The organism is Geofilum sp. OHC36d9 (genome assembly GCF_052400685.1).
Lineage (GTDB): Bacteria > Bacteroidota > Bacteroidia > Bacteroidales > Marinilabiliaceae > CAZHHH01.
Genome location: NZ_JBQTGJ010000007.1, coordinates 1 through 21,852 on the forward strand (window position 1 = coordinate 1; position 21,852 = coordinate 21,852).

Genomic DNA, 21,852 nt, shown 5'->3' on the forward strand with positions numbered 1-21,852 from the left:
TTATTAAAATGCCGCCGCTGCAAGTAATTTCCTAAAAATCAATTTCATTGTCTAAAATCCGGGAACTCGCTTCGCTCCGACAGCCCGGATTTCTTTACGCCAATAAAATTGATTTTTTTAACGGAAATTCCTTGAGGCGGAGAGCAACCCCGAAATCTTCTGAATATATTGGGTTTTATATTGGAACTGGATTTTAATTAATTTTTTGTTTATGTGGTCAAGCCGTCTGGGCTTTTACTTTTTTTACTCGTTGAGGTTTGTTTTTCAAAGGTATTCGTGAGCCGCTTTGCTCCACTACAGCAAAATTCAATTTATTAAAGTGACGCCACTGCAAGGAATTTCCTTAACGGGGATTTCTTGAGGCGGAGAGGAATTCCACTATCTCCTGAAATTACTGGTTCTTCTATTAGAGTCGGGGTTTAAGCTGTTTATTGTTTTTTGGGGCAGACTTGGTGCCACAGCATCATACCACGCTGATAATCATCATTACAGCTGCAACGAGTTGCGTGATTGCAAAGAGATATTTTAGATTACGGGGTTTCGATTTCAGGGCCATTTTAGCACCGGCAAAGCCGCCTATTATTCCGCCTGCGGCCAATGGAATGGCCAGCGAATAATTGAAGAATCCGGCGCTTGCATGTCCAAAGAATCCGGCGGCGGCCGATATGGTTACCAATGTGGTTGAAGCGCCCACGGCTATGTGCATGGGAACGCCCATGGTCAGAAGCATTAGCGGCACCAAAAAGGAGCCTCCTGACACACCCACCATTCCGGAAATGAAGCCGGTGAGTAATACCACAGGTATTGTTATTAACAGATTAACATGGAATTGGATGTCTTCTGATTTTAGCGTGATTATCCACTTGTGTTGGTGTTTAAATTGCTTATTGGGCTTTCGTAACATCAGCAATGCGGCTAATATCATGACGACTGCAAAGGTTATTTTTAACAGTCTTTCATTAAAGGTGGGGCCGTAATAGCCGCCGGCGATGGCTGAGGTAAAAATGAGAACTCCCAACATAATGGTTAGTTTCCAGTGATTCATTTTTTGACGGCTGAACAGAATTGCTGCCATGAGCGATGAACACATCAGGATAAACTGGCCGGTTGAGGCCGACAGGTTGATGTCGTAGCCTGAAAAGATTAAGGTCAGCACGTAAAAGTTGCCGCCGCCGCGGCCGGTCATGGTCATTAAAAAAGCAATAAGCATTATTATGCCTGCAAGAAGCCAGATATTCATAGTCTTTTTGTTGGGTGTTCTATATCGTTTTTTGGCATTAGGTAGGTGTTCTGTACGTAATGTCTGTTGTTTGTTATTAAAATTCAGGCTGTCAGGGCGATGTGCAGGCCGGCTACGTGCCGCCTACTCACGGTTTGTGATCTGTGATGTGTCGCAATGGTTCGATAAGGCGATTTGTGCAGGCTGCCTGATAATGAAACAGTCAATTAATGAAACAATGGGTTGCAGATTTGCATCGCTGAGATTGAATTTTAATTGAGACGTAAATTTAGGGTTATTTACGGAATCACGATTGTCCGGCAAAAAATATATTTTTTATTTATGTGCTCAAGCCGCACGGGCTTTTACTTTTTTTACTCATTGAGGTTTGTTTTTTAAAGGTATTCGTGATCCGCTTCGCTCCACTACAGCAAAAAAAAAGTAAACAAAAAAATGCCGCCGCTGCAAGTAATTTCCTAAAAATCAATTTCATTGTCTAAAATCCGGGAACTCGCTTCGCTCAGACAGCCCGGATTTCTTTACGCCAATAAAATTGATTTTCTTAACGGAAATTTCTTGAGGCGGAGAGCAACCCCGACATCTCCTGGAATTACTGGTTTTTATATTGGAGCTGGATTTTAGACAATTCTTTATTTATGTGCTCTAGCCGCACGGGCTTTTACTTTTTTTTACTCATTGAAGTTTTTATTTCAACGGTATTCGTGATCCGCTTCGCTCCACTACAGCAAAAAAAAAGTAAACAAAAAAATGCCGCCGCTGCAAGTAATTTCCTAAAAATCAATTTCATTGTCTAAAATCCGGGAACTCGCTTCGCTCAAACAGCCCGGATTTCTTTACGCCAATAAAATTGATTTTTTTAACGGAAATTCCTTGAGGCGGAGAGCAACCCCGACATCTCCTGGATTTACTGGGTTTTATATTAAGGCTGGATTTTAGACAATTCTTTATTTATGTGCTCTAGCCGCACGGGCTTTTACTTTTTTTTACTCATTGAGGTTTGTTTTTTAAAGGTATTCGTGATCCGCTTCGCTCCACTACAGCAAAAAAAAAGTAAACAAAAAAATGCCGCCGCTGCAAGTAATTTCCTAAAAATCAATTTCATTGTCTAAAATCCGGGAACTCGCTTCGCTCAAACAGCCCGGATTTCTTTACGCCAATAAAATTGATTTTCTTAACGGAAATTCCTTGAGGCGGAGAGTAACCCCGAGATCTTCTGGAATTACTGGGTTTTATATTAAAGCTGGATTTTAGACAATGCTTCATTTTTTTAACGGACCGCAATAATGCCTATAGACTTGTTTTGGATCGTTGTCTACCTTTTTATTTTGCTTTAGATATCCACTCTGAAAGAAATTGTATAACTGTTTGGCTTACGACCTTACAGGGCTATTGGTGGTTGTCTAGGAAGTTCGATCACTTGTTACGTTTGTTTATTTTGTGCGGCGGAAATTTTAATGTGCCATTTGGGGAAAGTGCGGGGGGTACGATTGTAAGCTTATTGGCAAGCATGTGGCTTTGCTCATTTTTTGTATCGCCCGGTAAAATTTTAACCTGTTAATTTTATTCTCACTTAATACAAAAATTGGTGTCGTGATGGTCGGCCGGGACTTGCCAATGTGCTTACAATGTGTGTGGAATTTTATCTCGTTTTACAACTGTTGTTTAGTTTCGTACAAATATTTCTAAAACTTCGAGAAGTTGGGGTTTGTCGTATAATGCGATGTGTGCAATGGCATCAAAATCTTCCATCCATTCATCCATTTGTGTCATTGCTGAGTTTTTAACATCGGTGGCGTCTTTTGATTCTCCCGACTCTTTGTCGTAGTTGGCTCTTGCGATTAATAATTGGTCGAATTTGGCGAGGCAGTCGTCAATGACTTCGGGGGTGAGTTTTATTTTTGTAAATTCTGTTTGTATTGCTTCGTCGTTTTTAATGGTGGTGTAAAAGAGTTTTATTTTGTTGAAAATTTCATCGTATCGAATGGGGTATGGACCTTCTAAGCCTAATTTGATTAAGATGGCGGGGAAACGATGGAAGTAACGTTGTGCAAAGATTTTGTGTTTTTTATAAAGCGTTTGGATTCTGAAAGTGACATAGTATGAATTTTTAGTTAATAATAGTGAGTTATATGTATAATTATGAATAGGTTTTGCTGTTAAAATATGACATAATTGAACTCATATTGATCTAAGAAGCATTCATATTGTGCTAAGAAGCGTTAAGTATGGACATAGTGACAGTTATATTGGTCTGAGAAGGGTTCATTATGGACATAGTGGCAGTCATATTGTGCTGAGAGGCCTTCGTATTGTATTCAGAAGCTTTAATATTGTTGTAAGTGCTGTTAATATAGGATTGAGAATTGTTGCTTATGTTTGATGTGGAAGCGTCCATAATTTAATTTTTAGATTAATTGAACCAGGGCTTTTTTTTAGTATTGTTTTAATGTTATGCTATCTTTTTAATGGCAGTAGTTTGATTAGTAGTTGTTTAATGAAACGAAAATTATAAAATGATTTTCTGAAGTGTAAAAAAATGGGAATTAATCGACCCCCTTTTTGATGAAATGGGTTGTGCGTGGGGATTTTAAATGGAATTTATTTGGGATTAATGTTGGTTGATGTGCTCAAGCCGCACGGGCTTTTACTTTTTTTCAACAGCAAAAAAAAAAGTAAACAAAAAATGCCGCCGCTGCAAGTAATTTCCTAAAAATCAATTTCATTGTCTAAAATCCGGGAACTCGCTTCGCTCAAACAGCCCGGATTTCTTTACGCCAATAAAATTGATTTTCTTAACGGAAATTTCTTGAGGCGGAGAGTAACCCCGAGATCTTCTGAAATTACTGGGTTTTATATTAAAGCTGGATTTTAGACAATGTTTCATTTTTTTAACGGACGGCAATAATGCCTATAGACCTGATTTTGCGCCGTCCGGGGTAGCGTCTCGCTACGTCGTAGCACGTAAAAAACATGTTTTTTATTTAAGTGCTCAAGCCGCACGGGCTTTTACTTTTTTTACTACAGCAAAAAAAAAGTAAACAAAAAAATGCCGCCGCTGCAAGTAATTTCCTAAAAATCAATTTCATTGTCTAAAATCCGGGAACTCGCTTCGCTCAGACAGCCCGGATTTCTTTACGCCAATAAAATTGATTTTCTTAACGGAAATTTCTTGAGGCGGAGAGTAACCCCGATATCTTCTGGAATTACTGGGTTTTATATTAAGGTTGGATTTTAGACAATTATTTATGTGCTCAAGCCGCACGGGCTTTTACTTTTTTTCAACAGCAAAAAAAAGTAAACACAAATTTTGCGTTTAGTGAGTGCAGTGTGCAAACTTGTTTGCGACAATGCCGAACGTAGCAAAATTCAATAACATTAAATTTTGCGTTTAGTGAGCGCAGTGTGCAAACTTGTTTGCGACAATGCCGAACGTAGCAAAATTCAATTTATTAAAATGCCGCCGCTGCAAGTAATTTCCTAAAAATCAATTTCATTGTCTAAAATCCGGGAACTCGCTTCGCTCAGACAGCCCGGATTTCTTTACGCCAATAAAATTGATTTTCTTAACGGAAATTCCTTGAGGCGGAGAGTAACCCCGACATCTCCTGAAATTACTGGGTTTTTTATTAGAGCTGGATTTTGATTTTTTGTTTATGTGCTCAAACCGCATGGGTTTTGCTTTTTTTTCTCATTGCGGTTTGTTTTTTAAGGTATTCGTGATCCGCTTCGCTCCACTACAGCAAAATTCAATTTATTAAAATGCCGCCACTGCAAGTAATTTCCTTAACGGAAATTTTTTGAGGCGGAGAGAGATTCCACTATTTCCTGAAATTTCTGGTTCTCACATTGGAGCTGGGCTCTAATCATTTTTCTATATTTTACCGGGCACCAATGATTTCTTTATTAAACAATATCTGTATTCATCACAAATCTTATCATTTTTATAAACTGATTTTTCAAAAATACATTCCAATTTAAATCCAGCCTTTTCAAGAACTCTTTGCGATGCTTTATTAAAATCAAATACCCCAGTATAAATTCTCACTAATTCAAGTTGATTAAGTCCATAATCAGTAATTAACCGAACAGCATTTGTTGCTATTCCCAAACTCCAATATGGTTCACCAATCCAATATCCGATTTCAGCTGTCAATTTGTAAACATCTGTCTGTTTTACAAGACCAATAGACCCAACAAATTCTCCTTTATACTCAATCGCAAATGTTTCTTGTGGATTTTCACCTTGACAATGTTTTATAAACTCTTGAGCGTTTTTAACAGTATATGGAAATGGTAAATAATCACGTACATTGTCCCATATTTTTTTGTTATTGCAAAGTTCCGCTAATTTTTCTGAGTCCGAATTCTTGAAAGGTCTTAGTTTTAATTTATTGTCTATTAATTCCATATTGTTAATGTTTTATAAACCAAACTGAATAATCGTCCAAAATTTGGTAATTATTTGATTTTTCATCAATCCCCTGTAAGTCAGCAAGAGAAATCTGAAAACGTTTTTTATTGGAACCTCTTGTCACTTTCATAAATAAACCATAATCATCGTCGTAATAATTTTCAACATATATCATGTTGAGAGTGTCATTGGGTATTTTAATAATTCATTGCATCATATTTTATATCGAATCTCCCGTTGCCCAAAGAAATGGGTACTTCATTTTCATATGTTTATAATTTGTCTCTCAGTTGCCATATGGAACTCGCCGGAATAATCATACTTCTGTGTGTGAATAAATTCCCATGGCTCGTTTCATATGTTTAAATTTATCTTTCAATGGTCATATGGAACTCTCGATGAATTTTAATCATTCTCCTGTGTGTATTTTAGAATGCTAAAATTCATGTTCGTTTCATATGTTTAAAATTTGTCTCTCAGGTGCCATATGGAACTCGCCGGAATTAATCATCCTCGTGTGTGTGAATCCATTCCCATGGCTCGTTTCATATGATTATAATTTGTTTTTCAGTCGCCATATGGAACTCGCCAGGATAATCATACTTCTGTGTGAGAATCAATTCCCAAGGCTCGTTTTATATGATTATATTTTGTTTTTTAAGGTCATATGGAACTTGCCGGAATAATCATTCACCTGTGTGAGAGATTATTTCCATGCTCGTTTCATCTAAAATAATATTTGAAACAGACTTGATACTATTCTTTTAGCTGTATCCAAATGTGTTATTTGTACCCAGCTTAAACCGGGTATATTTTTTAAAACTACATCAGTTCTTCTTTTAATGAAAGTCGCATAATTTAAAGAGTCATTTAATAGATTCTTTTCGTTCTCAATGGGAAGTAGGTTTATTCGAAGGTAATCTGATTTGCCATCATTTATGGTATCGATTACAGGTCTGCCCTTTGCTGCTATTTCAATGCTATTATCTCTAAAATATCTTGCCGATATACTATTTTTACAAGGATAGCATGTTTTTTCAAATTCCATAATACAGCGTTATAATAGCATCCAAAAATATTTTTTCCTTCCTGCGTGACCTCTGGTAATTTGGGGCTTGTGTCTATCAGATTGTCGTCAATCTTTTTACATGAACCAAAAAAGACACATGATAATAAAAAGTTTAAAATAATGGGTTTCATGAGTTTTATGTTTTCTTGTTTGTTGTCCTGTTGTTCTTTAGCTTTTTTTATCACATGCGCATAACGCCTTTATGGGTTTATAACCTAAAGGAGTTATTGCATTTATATTGTCTTTTAAAAAAGGTGCCATTTTAAGTACAGTCCTGCATAAGTCTATATCTTACAGACGTTGACCCAAAAGTACGTCTCTAATTTACACAAAATCAACATTCAAAAAATTAAGAGGACACTTGTTCTGTTCCATGCAGTTTGGAAAGGGCCAACAGGTATCGGATTTTTTCGGGCAATTCCAGCTAATTTTGGGTCGCTTTACAGGATCATGTTTTTTCGTCGGTTCTGAAAGTTTTTCGTACGTAAAACCGGAGGCAAAAATTGAATTTTTTGACCTTTGGGTTAGCATTATTAGCGCTCCCATAAGACAGTCTGGATTTTTGATTAACTAAATATCCACAACCGATTCAGGCTTCCAAACTGATCGGATTTATACGAACCAGTATCGTTTGGGGTTATAATTAGTCTATTCGCATCATTTTTTGTATTTTTTGATCGTTTTCAAAACATTGTATCATTATAAATAGCGCCTGTCCATAAACAAAGTGTTTGAATTATAAAGTTCAAATACAAGGCATGTGAAGGCATGCAAATTAAGGCGTTTACTTTTCGAAAGTAATTGTTTTTATGGTACGTATAGCGAAGCTGTTGATTTTATTGCCAAACACTTAACTGCTCTTCATATTGGTTTGTCTCCTGTTGTTTCTTTTTTTTGAACACGTTTTTATCAACTGTTTACAGATTGGCTGTTGGCTAAAATTCGTAGTTTTACGCATCTATTGTTTTTTTTAGTGCTTTAAAAGTTGGCATATCGGGTGTTCAGCCGACCGATCGACCCGGTTAACTATTTCTAGAGATATGAGTCTATTTTAAATAAAAAGGAGGTTTGAATATGAAAAAGTTGTTGGTCATAGTGTTTTTAACGGGGATTAGTTTTTTAGGATTTGGGCAAAAGAACATCCTGCTCGACAATTATTATAACAATGAAATTAGTGGAAAGACGGGTAATCCCTATCACTATTTATGGGAAGACACGGATTTGAGCGGCTTTTCGCAATTTGGGAAGTTATTTACGGATAAAGGGTGTCGTTTATCGTTGCTTGGTTCAAAACCGAGCCGTCGTACGTTAAAGGATGCCAGTGTTTATATTATAGTTGATCCTGATACCCGGAATGAGACCGAAGATCCAAAATTTATGGATGATAAGGCTGCGAAACAGATTGTGGCATGGGTTAGACGCGGGGGTGTATTATTGGTACTGGCCAATGATTCAAAAAATTGTGAGCTGGATAAGTTAAATCTGCTGATGTCGAAATTTGGGATGCATTTTAATGACGATATTCTGCATCAGGAAAAGTCGCAACACGGGAAACCACGAAATTTTAACAGCTGTGCTTCCACCGATCTGCCCGATCATGTTTTATTTAAAGATGTGACGAAGATATTTATCAAGGGACTTTCATCCATTACATGTTCACAACCTGCTGTTCCGATACTGGAGGAAAATGGAGCTGTTATTATTGCCGAAGCCCGCCTTGGTAAGGGCAAAGTCATTGCCGTTGGTGATCCCTGGCTTTATAATGAATATATTGATCATTTGTTCCTTCCGTCAGATTTTGACAACTATCAGGCTGCAAAGAATCTCGTTGATTTATTGTTGGATGGTTCTGATGTGAAATGATTTTTTCACTGGTGCTGGCAAGAACCGTTAAACTTCGGCTTTACTTTTAATTTCAAAATGGTTATTTACTGTAGTAAATGACCATTTTTTGGTCTTTGAAGTCTTGAATTTGGGCATTTTTCATCAAGCACTTGTTTTTTGCTGATTATATTTTGTTGTTTTTCTTCTGATATTGTGAAGGGGTTAGGCCATAATTTTTTTTGAAAGAGGTTCCAAAGTAACTGACATCTTTGAAGCCACATTTAAAGGCCACTTCAGAAATTGAAAGATTGTTTTCTTCTAACATATCGGCCGCCTTCATCATTTTTATTTTTCGGATAAAGGTGTTTGGGTTGATATTGAGCAGTTCTGAAGTTTTTCGGTATAGCATAGAGTTACTTATGGACAATTCCTCGGCTAATGTTTTAACACTAAAGTCGGGGTTTGACAGGTTTTTTTCAATAATTTGCCGGGCACTGGCCATAAAATCATTTTGTTTTTTGTTTTCATTGTGGTCAAAATCTTTTATCCGTGTCTTATCTTTTTTTTGTTGTTCCAGTAATGCTTCTATCCTGGCCAGTAAAATGTTCATACTGAAAGGTTTTGTAATATAGCTGTCGGCGCCTGCGCGGTATCCTTCAGCTCGTTCTTCGTCTGATATTTTGGCGGTGAGCAGGATCACGTTTATCCTCGATGTTGTTTCATTTTTTTTGATTTTTCGGCACAATTCAATGCCATTCATCGAAGGCATGATAACATCCGAAATAATGAGGTTTGGTCTTTTATTTCGAGCTGTTTCGTATCCAATTATTCCGTTGGGGGCTTCAATAACAGAAAATAAGGGTTCCAGACTACTTTTAAGCAATTTTCTGAAGTCGGCATTGTCTTCAACAATAAGGATCACTGGTTTGTCTTCGAACGATTGTTGAAGATTTTTAATTCTGAGGATAACCTCTTCTTCATCACCATCGTCGGGTTTCAGAAGCGCGATTGGCATCTGATTTTGTCGGTTTTCAGCTATTTCAGATTTGTCGTAAGCATTTTTATTTATAGGAATGGAGAAAGAAATATCAGTTCCTTCACCTGACTTGCTTTTGAGGTCAATGGATCCTTTGTGTGTTTCGATCATTGATTTTGTGAGGGCCAGACCAATTCCGAAACCGCCTGTTTTTTGGTAGTTACGGTTAACGGAATGATAACGATCAAAGATTTTAGCTAGCTGATCGGGTTCAATTCCTTTGCCGGTATCTTTTATGGTGAAGTGAGCCAACGTTTGGTTTTCTGATTTAGAAAGGTTCAGGTCGATGGAAATAGTTTCTCCTTTTGGGGTGAATTTAAAGGCGTTTGATAACAGGTTGTAAAGAATAATATCGAGTTTTTCCTGATCGAACCAAAGATTAGATTCGGGGCAATTTATCTCACAATTAAATGTTATCTGATTTTTTCTGGCGAGGGGAATAAAATTGTCACAGATATTTTGAGTGAATTTATTTAAGTTTTCAGCCCCAACAGACAACGTCAGTTGTTTTGCTTCTGATTGGCTGTAATACAGGAATTGACGGTTGAGGCGGTTGAGGCGGTTAATGTTTCTTTCGGCCAGGGCTAAATCTTTGCTGTTGGGAGCCTTTCGTTCATCTCTCCAGACGTCAATCAGGCAGGCAAGAATATTTAGGGGTGTAAGAAATTCGTGTGAGATGTTTGCAAAGAGACCTTGCTTGAAAAGGTTGAGTTTATCGGATTTTTGTCTTTCTATATGTTCTATTTCCAGGTCTTGTTTTACCTTTTGACTCTTTTTTTCAATACGGAATATCAATAAAATGAAGGCCCCGAAAATGAATAAATAGATTGAAAAGGCCCACCATGTTTTATAGGGAGCCGGTTTAACTTTAATAAATAGTTGTTCCGGCGTTTGGTTCCATTGCCCCTGACTGTTTGAGCCTTTGATTTTAAGGGTATATTTTCCCGGTTTCAAATTGGCGTAATTGAGAAAACGCATATCGGCATCTATAATTCTCCAATCCTCTTCCAGACCTTCGAGGCGTACTGCATATTTGTTGTTTTCGGGTTGGGAATAGGAAAGAGCTGCAAAAGTGACTGAAAAATTATTATTCAGATGATTTAAAACCAGAGGTTGTTCAGAGGTCGTAGTAGTTATCACAGGTTTGTTCATTACTTTAACATCAGTGATTACTACAGGTGGAATAAAATTGTTTGGTTTGAGATCAATGGGGTTAAAGTAATTGAAGCCATTATTTCCGCCGAAATAGAGGCCGCCTTGATTGTCTTTAAAGGAGGCTCCTTTATTAAAAATATTACCTTGAAGACCGTTTTCCCGTAAGAAATAATTTGAGCGGATTTCGTGTGTTGAGAGATTCATTTTTGTAAGCCCCCGGTTGGTGCCTATCCAAAGATTGTTCTGATTGTCCTGATTGATTGTATATATGATATCACCGGCAACCGACGAAGAGCATGAACTGAACTTTCTTTGTTTAGGCGCCCATTTGAACAGTCCACCACCTCCCGATCCCACCCATAGGTTATGCGAGGTATCCTCAAAAAGTGTAAGGATATGATCTGTTATTAAGTTGTTGCTGTCTTTTTGGGCCGATTGAAATCTTTCGAAAAGAAGCGGGTAATGGTTTCTTATATCAGAGGTTGACAGGTTTACGCCTCCGTCAAAAGTAGCAATCCACAAATGATGGTTGTGATCGATAAGAATTTTGGAAATCCGGTTGCTGCTGAGTGATTCGTAATTACCGTCTTCAGAAGCATATCTCAGAATAATGAAATTGTTAAAATTTGCAGGTTCAGAAGCAATTATCTTATAAAGGCCATTTTCTGTGCCGACCCAGATATTTCCAAAAGAGTCTTCCTGTATGTCGGATATTTCGCGCGAAGGGAAGTTATATTGAGTTGCAGTTTTGTTGATGATAAGATATTTACCCGTTTTAGGATTTACTTTTATGATACCCATATATCTGGTACCGAGCCATAGAAACCCTTTGGAGTCCCAGAGGAAACAGTTTACAGTATTGAGATCGGCAGGCAAATGATCGAAACCTGGCAGCTGCGTGAATTTGGTAAAAGTTTGATTTTTGAGGTTGTATTTGCCAAATCCATGGCTTTTAACACCAATGAGTAAATCGTCCTCCGGTGTTTTGATAAAAGCAGTTACCGATTGTGATAGCAGTTGTTCGGAATCGTTGTTTATATATGACGTTTTAAACATTTTTATTTTGTTGTCAATTTTATTAATTCCACCGCCTGATGTGCCTAACCAAATCAGACCGGAAGCGTCGCATAAAACTGTATAGGCTTCGTTGTTTGAGATTCTGTGGTTTCTGCTTTCGGTGTTGAATTGCAGGAAGGCGGAGTCAGAATGTTTTGGATTTTCTATCCGGAATAGCCCAGTGGCCGATCCAACCCATAGGTTACTATCCTGGTCAAAAGTCAGATCAAAAATAATATTACTTGCCTCCATGGATTCTTGCTGTCTGAGATCCAGGTGTTTTTTAACAATTAATGAGTCTCCTTCAAGGGAGAGATAAATAATTCCTTCGCCCCATAGTCCCAGCCAATATTCATTGTCTCCGTTTTGCGTCATCGAAAAAGGTGAGAAATAATTTAATTTAAGAGGAATGTCAGATTTGGTCCATGATTTAATAAAATTGTGTGTTTGATCCACTAGGGTAAGTGCGCCCTGCCATGAGCATATCCAAATATTATTCAGGTTATCTTTTGCGATATGCGTGATCCAGTCGGAGTTCATACCTGTGGAACTTTGGGAGGTATTGTAGCGGGCAATAATTCCTTTTTTGGGGTCGAGGACTTCCACCCCGGCACCTGAGCTTCCGATCCAGATGTGGTTTTGTTTGTCTACCGCAAGGGTGTTGATTACATCGTATGATAAGGCATAAGGCGCCTGCGTGTGGGTGTTGAAAAAGGCGAAAGTTTCCATTTCGCGGTTTAGCCGGGCGACCCCCCGGTCTGTGGCGCACCATAAAAAACCTTCCGAGTCTTCATCAATTGCATTGAATGAGTTGGTGATCAGTCCCTTGTTGTGGTGTGAAGAAATGGAGAAGGTTTTAAGGACATAGCCATCATAGCGGATTAGCCCTTCGGTGGTGCAGAACCATAAGAATCCTTCGGAATCCTGAAAAACATTTTTCACATCGTCTGAGGGAAGGCCCTGGTTGCTGCTGATCACATTAATAACATAATTGTCCTGCACGCTCGCAGCCTGCAGTGTTTTACTGCAAAAGGTTATTAAAGTCAATATAATAAACCCTGAAGCTATAAAATTTTCAACAGTAGATTTCATGTGGTGTCTAATTATTCCCAGTGGTGCGATTTGCTTTGATGATTTTGTTTCCTTATTTGTCAGTTGAACAAAATCAGGTCGTTATTTTACCGTCACTCAACGTTTGAATAAGTTTTAGTTTTTCGTTAAAAATTCTTTTCTGTCCTCGTTAATTGGCTAAAAATACAAAAAATATGAATGATTTTTAATATTTGTTATTAATTATAAGATAGTCAGTGGGTTAAAATTGGTTTTTAAAATTCAAATTGATTAAAAAACAAAGTGATTTGAATGAAAAGTAGTGTTAAGCCGTCAGTATATTGACTTATTTAGATGTTGCTATTTAAATTTTAACAATTTATTACATGCAAAGAGTTTTTGTCTTTTTATGCGTATTTGTTTGGTTAGGCTTGTCGCTTTTTGGTCAAAAAGAGAATCGCGTATTACTACATATAGAACAAGACCACGAGTTTCAAGTGATGCATTCCTTTGGGGCATCAGATGCCTGGCGTTGTCAGTTTGTGGGGCTTAACTGGCCCGAGTCAAAAAAGCAACAAATGGCTGAGTGGTTGTTTAGTAAGGAAATGGATAAAGAAGGTAATCCTTTGGGAATCGGGTTGTCAATGTGGCGGTTTTATATTGGTGCCGGAAGTATGGAGCAGGGTGACAGCAGCGGAATTATGAATCCGTGGCGTCGGGCAGAATGTTTTTTGACCAGTGACCAAACGTATGATTGGTCCAAACAATTGGGGCAGCAGTGGTTTTTGCGGCAGGCTCACAAATATGGTGTGGAAAATACAATCGCTTTCTCAAACTCGGCTCCTGTTTACTATACGATAAATGGAAAAGCTTTTTCGCCCGGACAGGGACGCACAGGCTTGAATATTAGGGATGATAAACTTGATGATTACGCCCGGTTTTTGGCAGATGTGTGTGCGCATTTTGAGAAACAGGGATTGAAATTTGATTACTTAAGTCCCTTTAATGAGCCGCAATGGGATTGGAGTAATCCCACACAGGAAGGAACGCCGGCGACCAATGACGATCTGTTTCGGTTTACGGTTTTTCTTAACAGGCAGCTGGAACAGCGGGGTCTGAACACCAGATTGGCACTTGGAGAGGCCGCTGAATACAAGTTTTTGTATGAAGAGCAGAAGGACTACGCGGGTCGCTCAAATCAGTTCAAAGTGTTTTTGTCCCCGGAAAGTCCTTTTTATATAGGAAAATTCAGCTGTGTTGAGTCACTGTTTTCGGCCCACAGTTATTTTAGCACCTGGCCGGTTACAAAATTAATTGATGAGAGATTAAAGCTGCGACACAATCTGGATCAAATTAATCCTGATATGGATTTTTGGCAAAGTGAATTCTGCATCCTTGAGAAAAATGATGATATAAAGGGAGGCAACGGACGTGATTTGGGCATGGGCACGGCTTTATATGTGGCGCGTGTTATCCATCACGATTTAACGCTGACCAATGCTTCTTCCTGGCAGTGGTGGACAGCTATCACGCAGTGTGACTATAAAGACGGTCTAATCTATCTGGACAATAACAACAACGGCATTCCTTCTCAGCATCATCCCGATAATCAGAAATTGAAATTTGATGGTCGTTTTCACGATTCCAAGTTGATGTGGGCAATGGGAAATTATTCGCGGTTTGTCAGACCCGGTATGGTAAGAGTTAATGTAACCGTTGGCGATGTTCATGATTTGTATGAACAAGCGGGTTCGCTGATGATTTCGGCCTTTAAGAACAATTCGACCCGAGAGTTGGTGCTTGTGGCAGTTAATTACTCGAATGAGAATTATTCTTTTGAATTGGATGATAAAGAAGCGTTTGATGGGGAGGTGAAGACGTATGTTACTTCTGATATACATAACCTGACCTTCTTTGGAGCCGGCCTCAATGATATTACAATTGGAGCCAAAAGTGTGAAAACGATAATTCTCAGATATAAAGATTGATGAATCGTAGCTCCTGGAGGTGAACCGAAACTGATAATATGATAATTGAATTTTCTATTAATCAATAAAACCAAGTTTTATGAAGAGAAATGTAATGAGGGGTGCTTGGCCGAGAACTCTATCGACAGATGAGAAAGCTTCATTTTTGGGGCTTATGAAGCCTGAGGAATGTGAGTATACTGTCGTAAATTACTATTTTGAAAGTCAGAGTAACGAAATAATGGTGTTTCCTAGCTGACACGAAGTAGGATGTTGTTGTCATTCTTAATTTTCGGATTAATAATCGGGGAATGTGATGATGACAATGAAAAGAGTTGGAGCGTGGATAACGATCCAGTCTTTGTTTTGAAGGCGACGGAAATTCATGCCGGACAAGTTGGTCCCATTCAACAAAAGTTAAATTTATTATTTGGAATTTATAGAATCGATGGAATTCAGTAGAAGTCTCAGTGATTCTATTGAGTTTTATTCTAATTAAACAAACAAGATTATGAAACATTCATTATGTATCCACGGATTAAGCCCGTGCATGCGAAAAGGCCTTAGGAGAATCTCCCTGGGGTTGCTTTTAATGATTAATCCCTATTTGGGTCAACTAGCATCGGCAGAGCAATCAGCTTCAAATAATGGCCTTACCAATTCAAGGCATGATGATTTGAATGTAGTTCAGCAACAAAAAGCAATAACAATAACAGGTAAAGTCAGTGACGCAAGCGGTGAACCTATTCCTGGAGTTACCGTATTGATAAAAGGTACAACCAAAGGAACGATTACCGATATGAATGGTAATTATAGTCTTTCGGGAGCTACTGAGGAAGATGTGTTGGTGTTTACATTTATAGGTATGATTACACAAGAGCATCTGATTGGAAGTCAGTCCAGTATCGACGTTGTTCTTAAGAATGAATTTGTAGGGTTAGATGAGGTTGTAGTTGTTGGTTATGGATCCCAATCGAAGCGAAAAGTAACAACAGCCATTAGTAGTGTTGACTCGGAAGAAATCACACGTTCGTCATCAACCACTACCGCCGGAGCTCTTACCGGAAAGATGGCGGGTGTTGTTACCCGAGCAAAAGATTCAAGACCGGGACGTGGTATTGGTATTGAAATCCGTAACATGGGGTCGCCATTATATGTTATTGATGGAATTCCATATGGCGGCGACAATAGTCGGGACTGGGTAGGTAGATCAAATGTTTCCGGTGCAGATGCTTTTAACAGTTTGAACATGGAGGATATTGAAAGTATCACTGTTCTTAAAGATGCATCGGCTGCTATTTATGGTTTGCGTGCTGCCAATGGGGTTGTATTGGTAACCACTAAAAAAGGTAAAAGTGGCGACAAAGTTAAAGTCAATGTCAACAGCTACTATGGTTGGCAAAACTTGACCCGTTTTCCTACAATGGCCAACTCCAAACAATATACCAGAGGCCAGTTGGAGGCTATTCAGAACGAAGGAGGCGATCCATCAAGCTTGTATTCGAAAGAGGAATTTCAAAAATGGCAAGGAGGAACAGAGCAGGGTTACCGAGGCTACGATTATTACGACATTATAATGAGGAAAAATGTGCCTCAACATAACCTCAATGCCAATGTTAGCGGTGGAACTAAGAAATCGACTTACTATTTTTCAGTAGGAAGCACCGGCCAGGAAGCCATGATGAAAGATTTTGATTATACAAGGGACAATTTGCAAGTTAATCTGGAAACAAAAATTACCGATAGGTTAACAATCGGTACACAGACCAATGCAAGGCAGGAAACTTCTGAAGATGTAGGATTGCCTGGCGGTGATGGTTATTGGACAACCATGTTATCGTTGTTTAGTAATGTTCCGTTATACGGTCCATATGCCAACGATAACCCGGAGTATATTAATAATTTGCCCAATCGCCCTGATCTTAACCCAGCTCTCTTCACCAGAGATATTGCGGGGTATAAAGACAATTATACCAAAAACTTCAACACCAACTTGTATGCGGAGTATAAGTTTGATTTTGGGCTATCGGCAAAGGGAACCTATTCCTACAATTATTCACACCTTGATTTCCATGGTTTCCAGTATTCGTATGACGAATACACCTATGATGATGTAAATGACGTGTATAATAAAACGGGAGGACAATCGGCTCGCTGGAGACATGAGTCGTCTGTTAACGCGGTTTCTCGCTATTACCAGTTCATGTTGAACTACGATAAGCAATGGGATAATCACAGTTTGGCTGCTACACTCGCCATTGAAAAGTCGGATTACGATAAAACAGAATATCGTTCCGGTTCGGCGCCTACCAATAATTATATTCCCAACCAAACCTTATCTGATTTGACCGAATATAGTGAAGGGTGGTCGTATCAGGCACGAGGCGGATATATTGGTAGAATCAATTACAACTACAAGGATAAATACATGGTTGAGTTGTTGGGGCGTTACGATGGTTCTTATCTGTATAATGCTGATAACCGTTGGGGATTTTTTCCGGGTATTTCTGCCGGATGGCGTATTTCGGATGAGTCCTTCTTTGAAGGCTGGAAAGGTGCGGTTAGTGATTTAAAACTAAGAGCATCAGTTGGTCAAACAGGAAGTGAATCAGGAGTGAGCGCTTTTGGTTATCTGGGTGGTTATAATTTTAACAATGGCAGTGCCGTTTTGGATGGCGAGTATGTGATTGGAATTGCACCCAGAGGATTGCCCGTAACGAATTTGTCATGGGAAAAGAATACCACTTATAATGTGGGTATTGATATGGCTTTTATGGATAGCAAGTTAAGAGGCTCATTCGATGCTTTTACCAAAGTAATATCAGGTATGCCAGCTTCACGATATGATGTATTACTACCAAGCGAAGTAGGGTATTCATTGCCAAATGAGAATTTGAACAAAGCGGCATATAGAGGTTTGGAAGGTATGCTTACTTATTCAAACCATAAAGACGATTTTTATTACACTGTTAGTGGTAATTTTACCTACTCACGTTATAGAACCGTAGAAACATACAAACCGAGGTTTGGTAACTCATGGGATGAATATCGTTGGTCAAGTGAAGACAGGGTAGGCGGCATTTATTGGGGCTATCAGGTTGTTGGCCAGTTTCAGTCGGAAGAAGAAATTCAGAATTATACGATTGATAACGATGGACAAGGAAATACCACACAATTGCCGGGTGACTTGATTTATAAAGATGTTAACGGTGATCGTGTTATTAATGGTTATGATGAACGACCAATTGGCTATCCTACAGGATGGTCGCCAATGTTAGGATTTGGTGGTAACATCAACTTGCAATGGAAAGGTTTTGATATGAACATGGATTTTGCCGGAGCCAGTATGTTCTCTTGGATGCAAAATTATGAAGCCAGAAATCCATTCCACGCAGGCGGTAACTCACCAGCTTATATTTTGGAAGACAGATGGCATAGAGCCGATCCATATGATGCAAATAGCGAGTGGATTGCAGGTAAATATCCTGCCATAAGAAAAGGAACCAGCGGCAATAATGGTAAGAATAGCGATTTTTGGTTGCATGATGTGACTTACATTCGCTTGAAGAACTTTGAGTTCGGCTATACAATCCCAGAAACTCTATCCGAAAAGGTTAATATAAGCAGACTGAGATTGTATGTGAGTGCAACCAACTTGTTTACAATTGATAACCTAAAAGAATATCAAATTGATCCTGAAATCGAAGCTGCCGCAGGGGTTGCTTATCCACAGCAGAAAACTGTTTTGTTAGGTGTTAATTTAACATTTTAAAAGGTAAAGAAATGAAGAAGTTATTTAATATACTAATGCTTGTTTGCTCATTAAGCATGCTAAATAGTTGTATTGGCGAGGATTGGTTTGAGCGTGATCCCAAGGATATGATTACTGATGATCAGCTTTGGGATGATCCGGATTTGGTGCTTGGTTTGTTGGCGAATTACTATAATAGATTGCCCCAATTAGCTGGTGATTTTAACACCGGCGGAATGTCAGAATTTGACGATGCGATGTGGTCAGGTCATACCGATGGAGACTACCATAACAATATCAGGGGATACGCCTATGACTATGGTAATTATTGGGATTACACTTTTATTCGTGACATTAATTTATCACTTGAGAATTTAGATAACTATGGCAGTGGGTTGGGCGAAGATAATAAGAAGCAATTCAAAGCAGAATTGAGGTTTATTAGAGCTTACACTTATTTCGAACTGGTTAAGCGCATGGGAGGAGTTCCAATTATTACTACTCAACTACTTTATGATGGAAGTGGGGATGTGGAAAATCTTCAGAAGGCCCGTGCAACAGAAGCGGCTACTTATGACTTTATCTACGATGAGTTAGAGGCGATTAAAGATGATTTTGTTGCCACTAAAGGAAGTCGTACGAGAGCCAATAAAATAACCGCCCTTGCTTTGGAAAGCCGTGCAATGTTATATGCCGGATCAATTGCTAAATACAATGCCTTGATGAGTGCCCCGATTACCACTGAAGGCAATGAGGTGGGTATTCCTGCCGAAAGAGCAGATGACTATTATAGTAAATCACTTGCGGCATCTCAAGAAATCATGAAGGATGGCGGTTATGAGCTTTATGGACCAGCAGGATCCGATGCCGGAGTCAACTTTTACAATTTATTTATGGATGAATCTGTTAATGAGGTGATTTTTGCAAAGGATTATACAACCGGTAAGGTGCATGGTTTTACCTTCGATAATGTGGTTCGTAGTTATCGTTCAGATACAGAGGGGTCTTCATTTTTATCGCCATCGCTTGGACTGGTAGAGAGTTTCGATTACCTGGATGGAACAGATGGAGAGCTTAAAGATGTTGATTCCAATGGCAACTATATTGTGTATGATAATATCAATGATATTTTTTCAAATAAAGATGCCCGTTTGTATGGTACTGTAGTATATCCAGGTTCATCTTTCCGTTCACAAGCTGTAAGTATGCAAGCTGGAGTAGCGATATGGAACGACGCCACCGGAAGATATGACCTTTCAGTAGGAAGTTTAGGCTCTACGTATAATGATGGAGGTGTTTTGACCGGTATTGATGGTCCTCAGAATAACGAACAGTATGTAAGTAATACAGGCTTCTACCTGCGTAAGTTTGTAAGTGAAGATTCACAATATGGTGTTCGTCCAACACTGGCCCGTAACTGGTGGCCTTGGTTTCGATTAGGAGAAGTGTATTTAAATGCAGCAGAGGCTGCCTTTGAATTAGGATTTGAAGGAGATGCTCTAAGCTACATCAATAAAGTAAGAGAAGTGCATGGTGGTTTTCCGGCTAATAGCATTAAAACGCTTACAAATGATATCATTAGAAAAGAAAGAAGAGTAGAATTGGCTTTTGAAGATCACCGTTATTTTGATCTTAAACGTTGGAGAATTGCCGATCAGGTTTGGACTGGTGATAAATCGGAAGGTTCGTCAAGTGTGGTAGAAGGTCTTTTTGCCTACAGAATTGTAAGAGAAGGTCATGAAGATAATGGAAAATATATCTTCGATAGGTTTATTCCTACCCGTTTTTATGCGGCTAGACAATTCACAATGGCCAACTATTATTCAGCAATTAAGCAAAGTGTATTAGACAACAATCCTAAGATTGTTAGAAATCCATTCCATTAAAAAATGAGAGCTATGAAGAAGTATTTGATATATATACCAATGCTGGTGAGTATTATATTTGCTAGTTGTTCACATGATAATTACGATGGTCCGGATAGCCTTTTAACCGGAACGATTACTTACGATGGGGCTTCATTAGGAGTAAAAGGCGGAGAGAATGAACTTGAGATTTGGCAAGACGGTTATGCGCTCAATACAAAGGTGCAGGTTTATATTGCGCAGGACGGAACATTTTCGGCTAGTCTTTTTGCCGGAGAATATAAGTTGGTTCGCCTGGGAGGTGCCCCCTGGGCTGACCAATCAACCGACACAATTGTTGTCAATGTAAGTGGAACTTCAAATATTCAGGTTCCGGTAACTCCATATTTAACGGTTGATGATGTCAGTTATTCGTACAGCGGAGGCCAGTTAACAGCAACGTTTACAGTAAACAAAGTTGTGGAAGATGCTGAAATTGGATCGGTTCACTTATTTTTAGGAGCCAATTATTTGGTAAACAATGTTAACAAGGATATGGATGTTGTAGTGGATGCTGCTAGCATTGCTTATGGTGAGCCTACAACAGTAACCGTAGATGTTTCGGATGATTTAACGAGCTTAAATTTCTTCCATGCAAGAGTTGGGGCGAATTCAAATAAATCAGCCCGGTTTATCTTTTCGGCTTCAGAAAAGATTAATATGTAGAAAGTTTGTTAGACCTATTCTAACTTAAAAGCTTCGCTATTTATAGTTGGATATCAAGAGTGGGAGGATAAAATAGATTTCCTCCCATTTTTGGTATAACGGTTATGGTCATAAGCTGGCAGGATGAGAATCTCTGTATGTGTCGGGTTGATAGGAAGCATTCGCGATTGGCAAGGGTGTTCAAAGTGATTTGGAATCTGAAAGAAGACATCCGCAAACTAGACGTATTGATGCACAGAAACCTAATATAAGGCTGAATTGAGAGGGTTTCTGAGCCATGGATTGGAAACGCTCAAATATCAACTAAGGTGGGGGATAAGCCCCTATTGAAACTGATAAGAAAATATTTTTTCAGTTCGAAAGGTACGGTAGATACAAAGAACAACGATACTGGTAGCAGTTTAAAAAGTCTTTTGATTTTTTCACATTCAATTCAGAGTTAATCTTATTACAGGGCAGCTGACGTTATGCTATCGCCTTTGATCCAAGCTATATGAGCAAATTCGGACAGGGAATTCCCGGCGTTGGTTGGTATTGTTCTGGCTATGCCAACAGTGCCAAATGGGGATTGGTGGCTTGGCACCTATTGATATTGACAACCACACTACTTTTCGTCTTAAGGTTCTACTTTATTAGCGTACCCGATTTCAAATAGAGTTTCTTTATTGTGATGGAAAAACACACAGGCATGAATGATTTTCGGGCAAGAAGTGGAAATATGCT

The 21,852-nt window shown here is 38.8% G+C and carries 10 protein-coding genes; 6 read left to right on the forward strand and 4 right to left on the reverse strand.

Annotated features, from left to right (window positions below; translation table 11 throughout):
- Window positions 1-463 precede the first annotated feature (463 nt).
- The 3 genes from ACT3CD_RS08890 to ACT3CD_RS08900 all read right to left on the reverse strand — a co-directional run bounded on the left by ACT3CD_RS08890 (window position 464) and on the right by ACT3CD_RS08900 (window position 6,699).
- On the reverse strand, window positions 464-1,240 hold the full coding sequence (locus ACT3CD_RS08890; protein ID WP_444644918.1) for a sulfite exporter TauE/SafE family protein: 777 nt from the start codon (window positions 1,238-1,240) through the stop codon (window positions 464-466).
- 3,871 nt (window positions 1,241-5,111) lie between these two features.
- Window positions 5,112-5,648: a GNAT family N-acetyltransferase gene (locus tag ACT3CD_RS08895; protein WP_444644920.1), complete on the reverse strand. Its 537-nt coding sequence runs from the start codon at window positions 5,646-5,648 to the stop codon at window positions 5,112-5,114.
- A 730-nt stretch (window positions 5,649-6,378) separates the two neighbouring features.
- Window positions 6,379-6,699 carry a hypothetical protein gene (locus ACT3CD_RS08900; protein ID WP_444644922.1) on the reverse strand — a complete coding sequence of 107 codons (321 nt, stop codon included), beginning with the start codon at window positions 6,697-6,699 and terminating at the stop codon, window positions 6,379-6,381.
- A gap of 1,095 nt (window positions 6,700-7,794) precedes the next feature.
- Here ACT3CD_RS08900 and ACT3CD_RS08905 point away from each other — a divergent pair.
- Entirely contained in the window at window positions 7,795-8,583 is a 789-nt protein-coding gene (locus ACT3CD_RS08905) for a DUF4350 domain-containing protein (protein WP_444644924.1), read from the forward strand.
- A 145-nt stretch (window positions 8,584-8,728) separates the two neighbouring features.
- Here ACT3CD_RS08905 and ACT3CD_RS08910 read toward each other — a convergent pair whose 3' ends face one another.
- Window positions 8,729-12,883: a hybrid sensor histidine kinase/response regulator transcription factor gene (locus ACT3CD_RS08910; RefSeq protein WP_444644926.1), complete on the reverse strand. Its 4,155-nt coding sequence runs from the start codon at window positions 12,881-12,883 to the stop codon at window positions 8,729-8,731.
- Window positions 12,884-13,227: 344 nt separating this feature from the next.
- On the opposite strand from ACT3CD_RS08910, the gene ACT3CD_RS08915 reads away from it, so the two are divergent.
- The 5 genes from ACT3CD_RS08915 to ACT3CD_RS08935 all read left to right on the forward strand — a co-directional run bounded on the left by ACT3CD_RS08915 (window position 13,228) and on the right by ACT3CD_RS08935 (window position 21,784).
- On the forward strand, window positions 13,228-14,829 hold the full coding sequence (locus tag ACT3CD_RS08915; RefSeq protein ID WP_444644928.1) for a glycoside hydrolase: 1,602 nt from the start codon (window positions 13,228-13,230) through the stop codon (window positions 14,827-14,829).
- 490 nt (window positions 14,830-15,319) lie between these two features.
- A complete protein-coding gene (locus ACT3CD_RS08920) occupies window positions 15,320-18,580 on the forward strand; it encodes a SusC/RagA family TonB-linked outer membrane protein (protein ID WP_444644930.1) in 3,261 nt (1,086 codons plus the stop codon).
- 11 nt (window positions 18,581-18,591) lie between these two features.
- A complete protein-coding gene (locus ACT3CD_RS08925; RefSeq protein WP_444644932.1) occupies window positions 18,592-20,445 on the forward strand; it encodes a RagB/SusD family nutrient uptake outer membrane protein in 1,854 nt (617 codons plus the stop codon).
- Between the two features lie 12 nt (window positions 20,446-20,457).
- The gene (locus ACT3CD_RS08930) at window positions 20,458-21,129 is read left to right on the forward strand and encodes a DUF3823 domain-containing protein (RefSeq protein ID WP_444644934.1); all 672 of its coding nucleotides are present in this window, start codon (window positions 20,458-20,460) and stop codon (window positions 21,127-21,129) included.
- A 493-nt stretch (window positions 21,130-21,622) separates the two neighbouring features.
- Window positions 21,623-21,784, forward strand: coding sequence for a hypothetical protein (locus ACT3CD_RS08935; protein WP_444644936.1), 162 nt, complete (start codon window positions 21,623-21,625; stop codon window positions 21,782-21,784).
- The last annotated feature ends 68 nt before the right edge of the window (window positions 21,785-21,852 follow it).

Bases quoted from the DNA above. Each gene is read 5' to 3' on its own strand.
- ACT3CD_RS08890 (WP_444644918.1), bottom strand. From the start codon at position 1,240: ATGAATATCTGGCTTCTTGCAGGCATAATAATGCTTATTGCTTTTTTA.
- ACT3CD_RS08895 (WP_444644920.1), bottom strand. From the start codon at position 5,648: ATGGAATTAATAGACAATAAATTAAAACTAAGACCTTTCAAGAATTCG.
- ACT3CD_RS08900 (WP_444644922.1), bottom strand. From the start codon at position 6,699: ATGGAATTTGAAAAAACATGCTATCCTTGTAAAAATAGTATATCGGCA.
- ACT3CD_RS08905 (WP_444644924.1), top strand. From the start codon at position 7,795: ATGAAAAAGTTGTTGGTCATAGTGTTTTTAACGGGGATTAGTTTTTTA.
- ACT3CD_RS08910 (WP_444644926.1), bottom strand. From the start codon at position 12,883: ATGAAATCTACTGTTGAAAATTTTATAGCTTCAGGGTTTATTATATTG.
- ACT3CD_RS08915 (WP_444644928.1), top strand. From the start codon at position 13,228: ATGCAAAGAGTTTTTGTCTTTTTATGCGTATTTGTTTGGTTAGGCTTG.
- ACT3CD_RS08920 (WP_444644930.1), top strand. From the start codon at position 15,320: ATGAAACATTCATTATGTATCCACGGATTAAGCCCGTGCATGCGAAAA.
- ACT3CD_RS08925 (WP_444644932.1), top strand. From the start codon at position 18,592: ATGAAGAAGTTATTTAATATACTAATGCTTGTTTGCTCATTAAGCATG.
- ACT3CD_RS08930 (WP_444644934.1), top strand. From the start codon at position 20,458: ATGAAGAAGTATTTGATATATATACCAATGCTGGTGAGTATTATATTT.
- ACT3CD_RS08935 (WP_444644936.1), top strand. From the start codon at position 21,623: ATGAGCAAATTCGGACAGGGAATTCCCGGCGTTGGTTGGTATTGTTCT.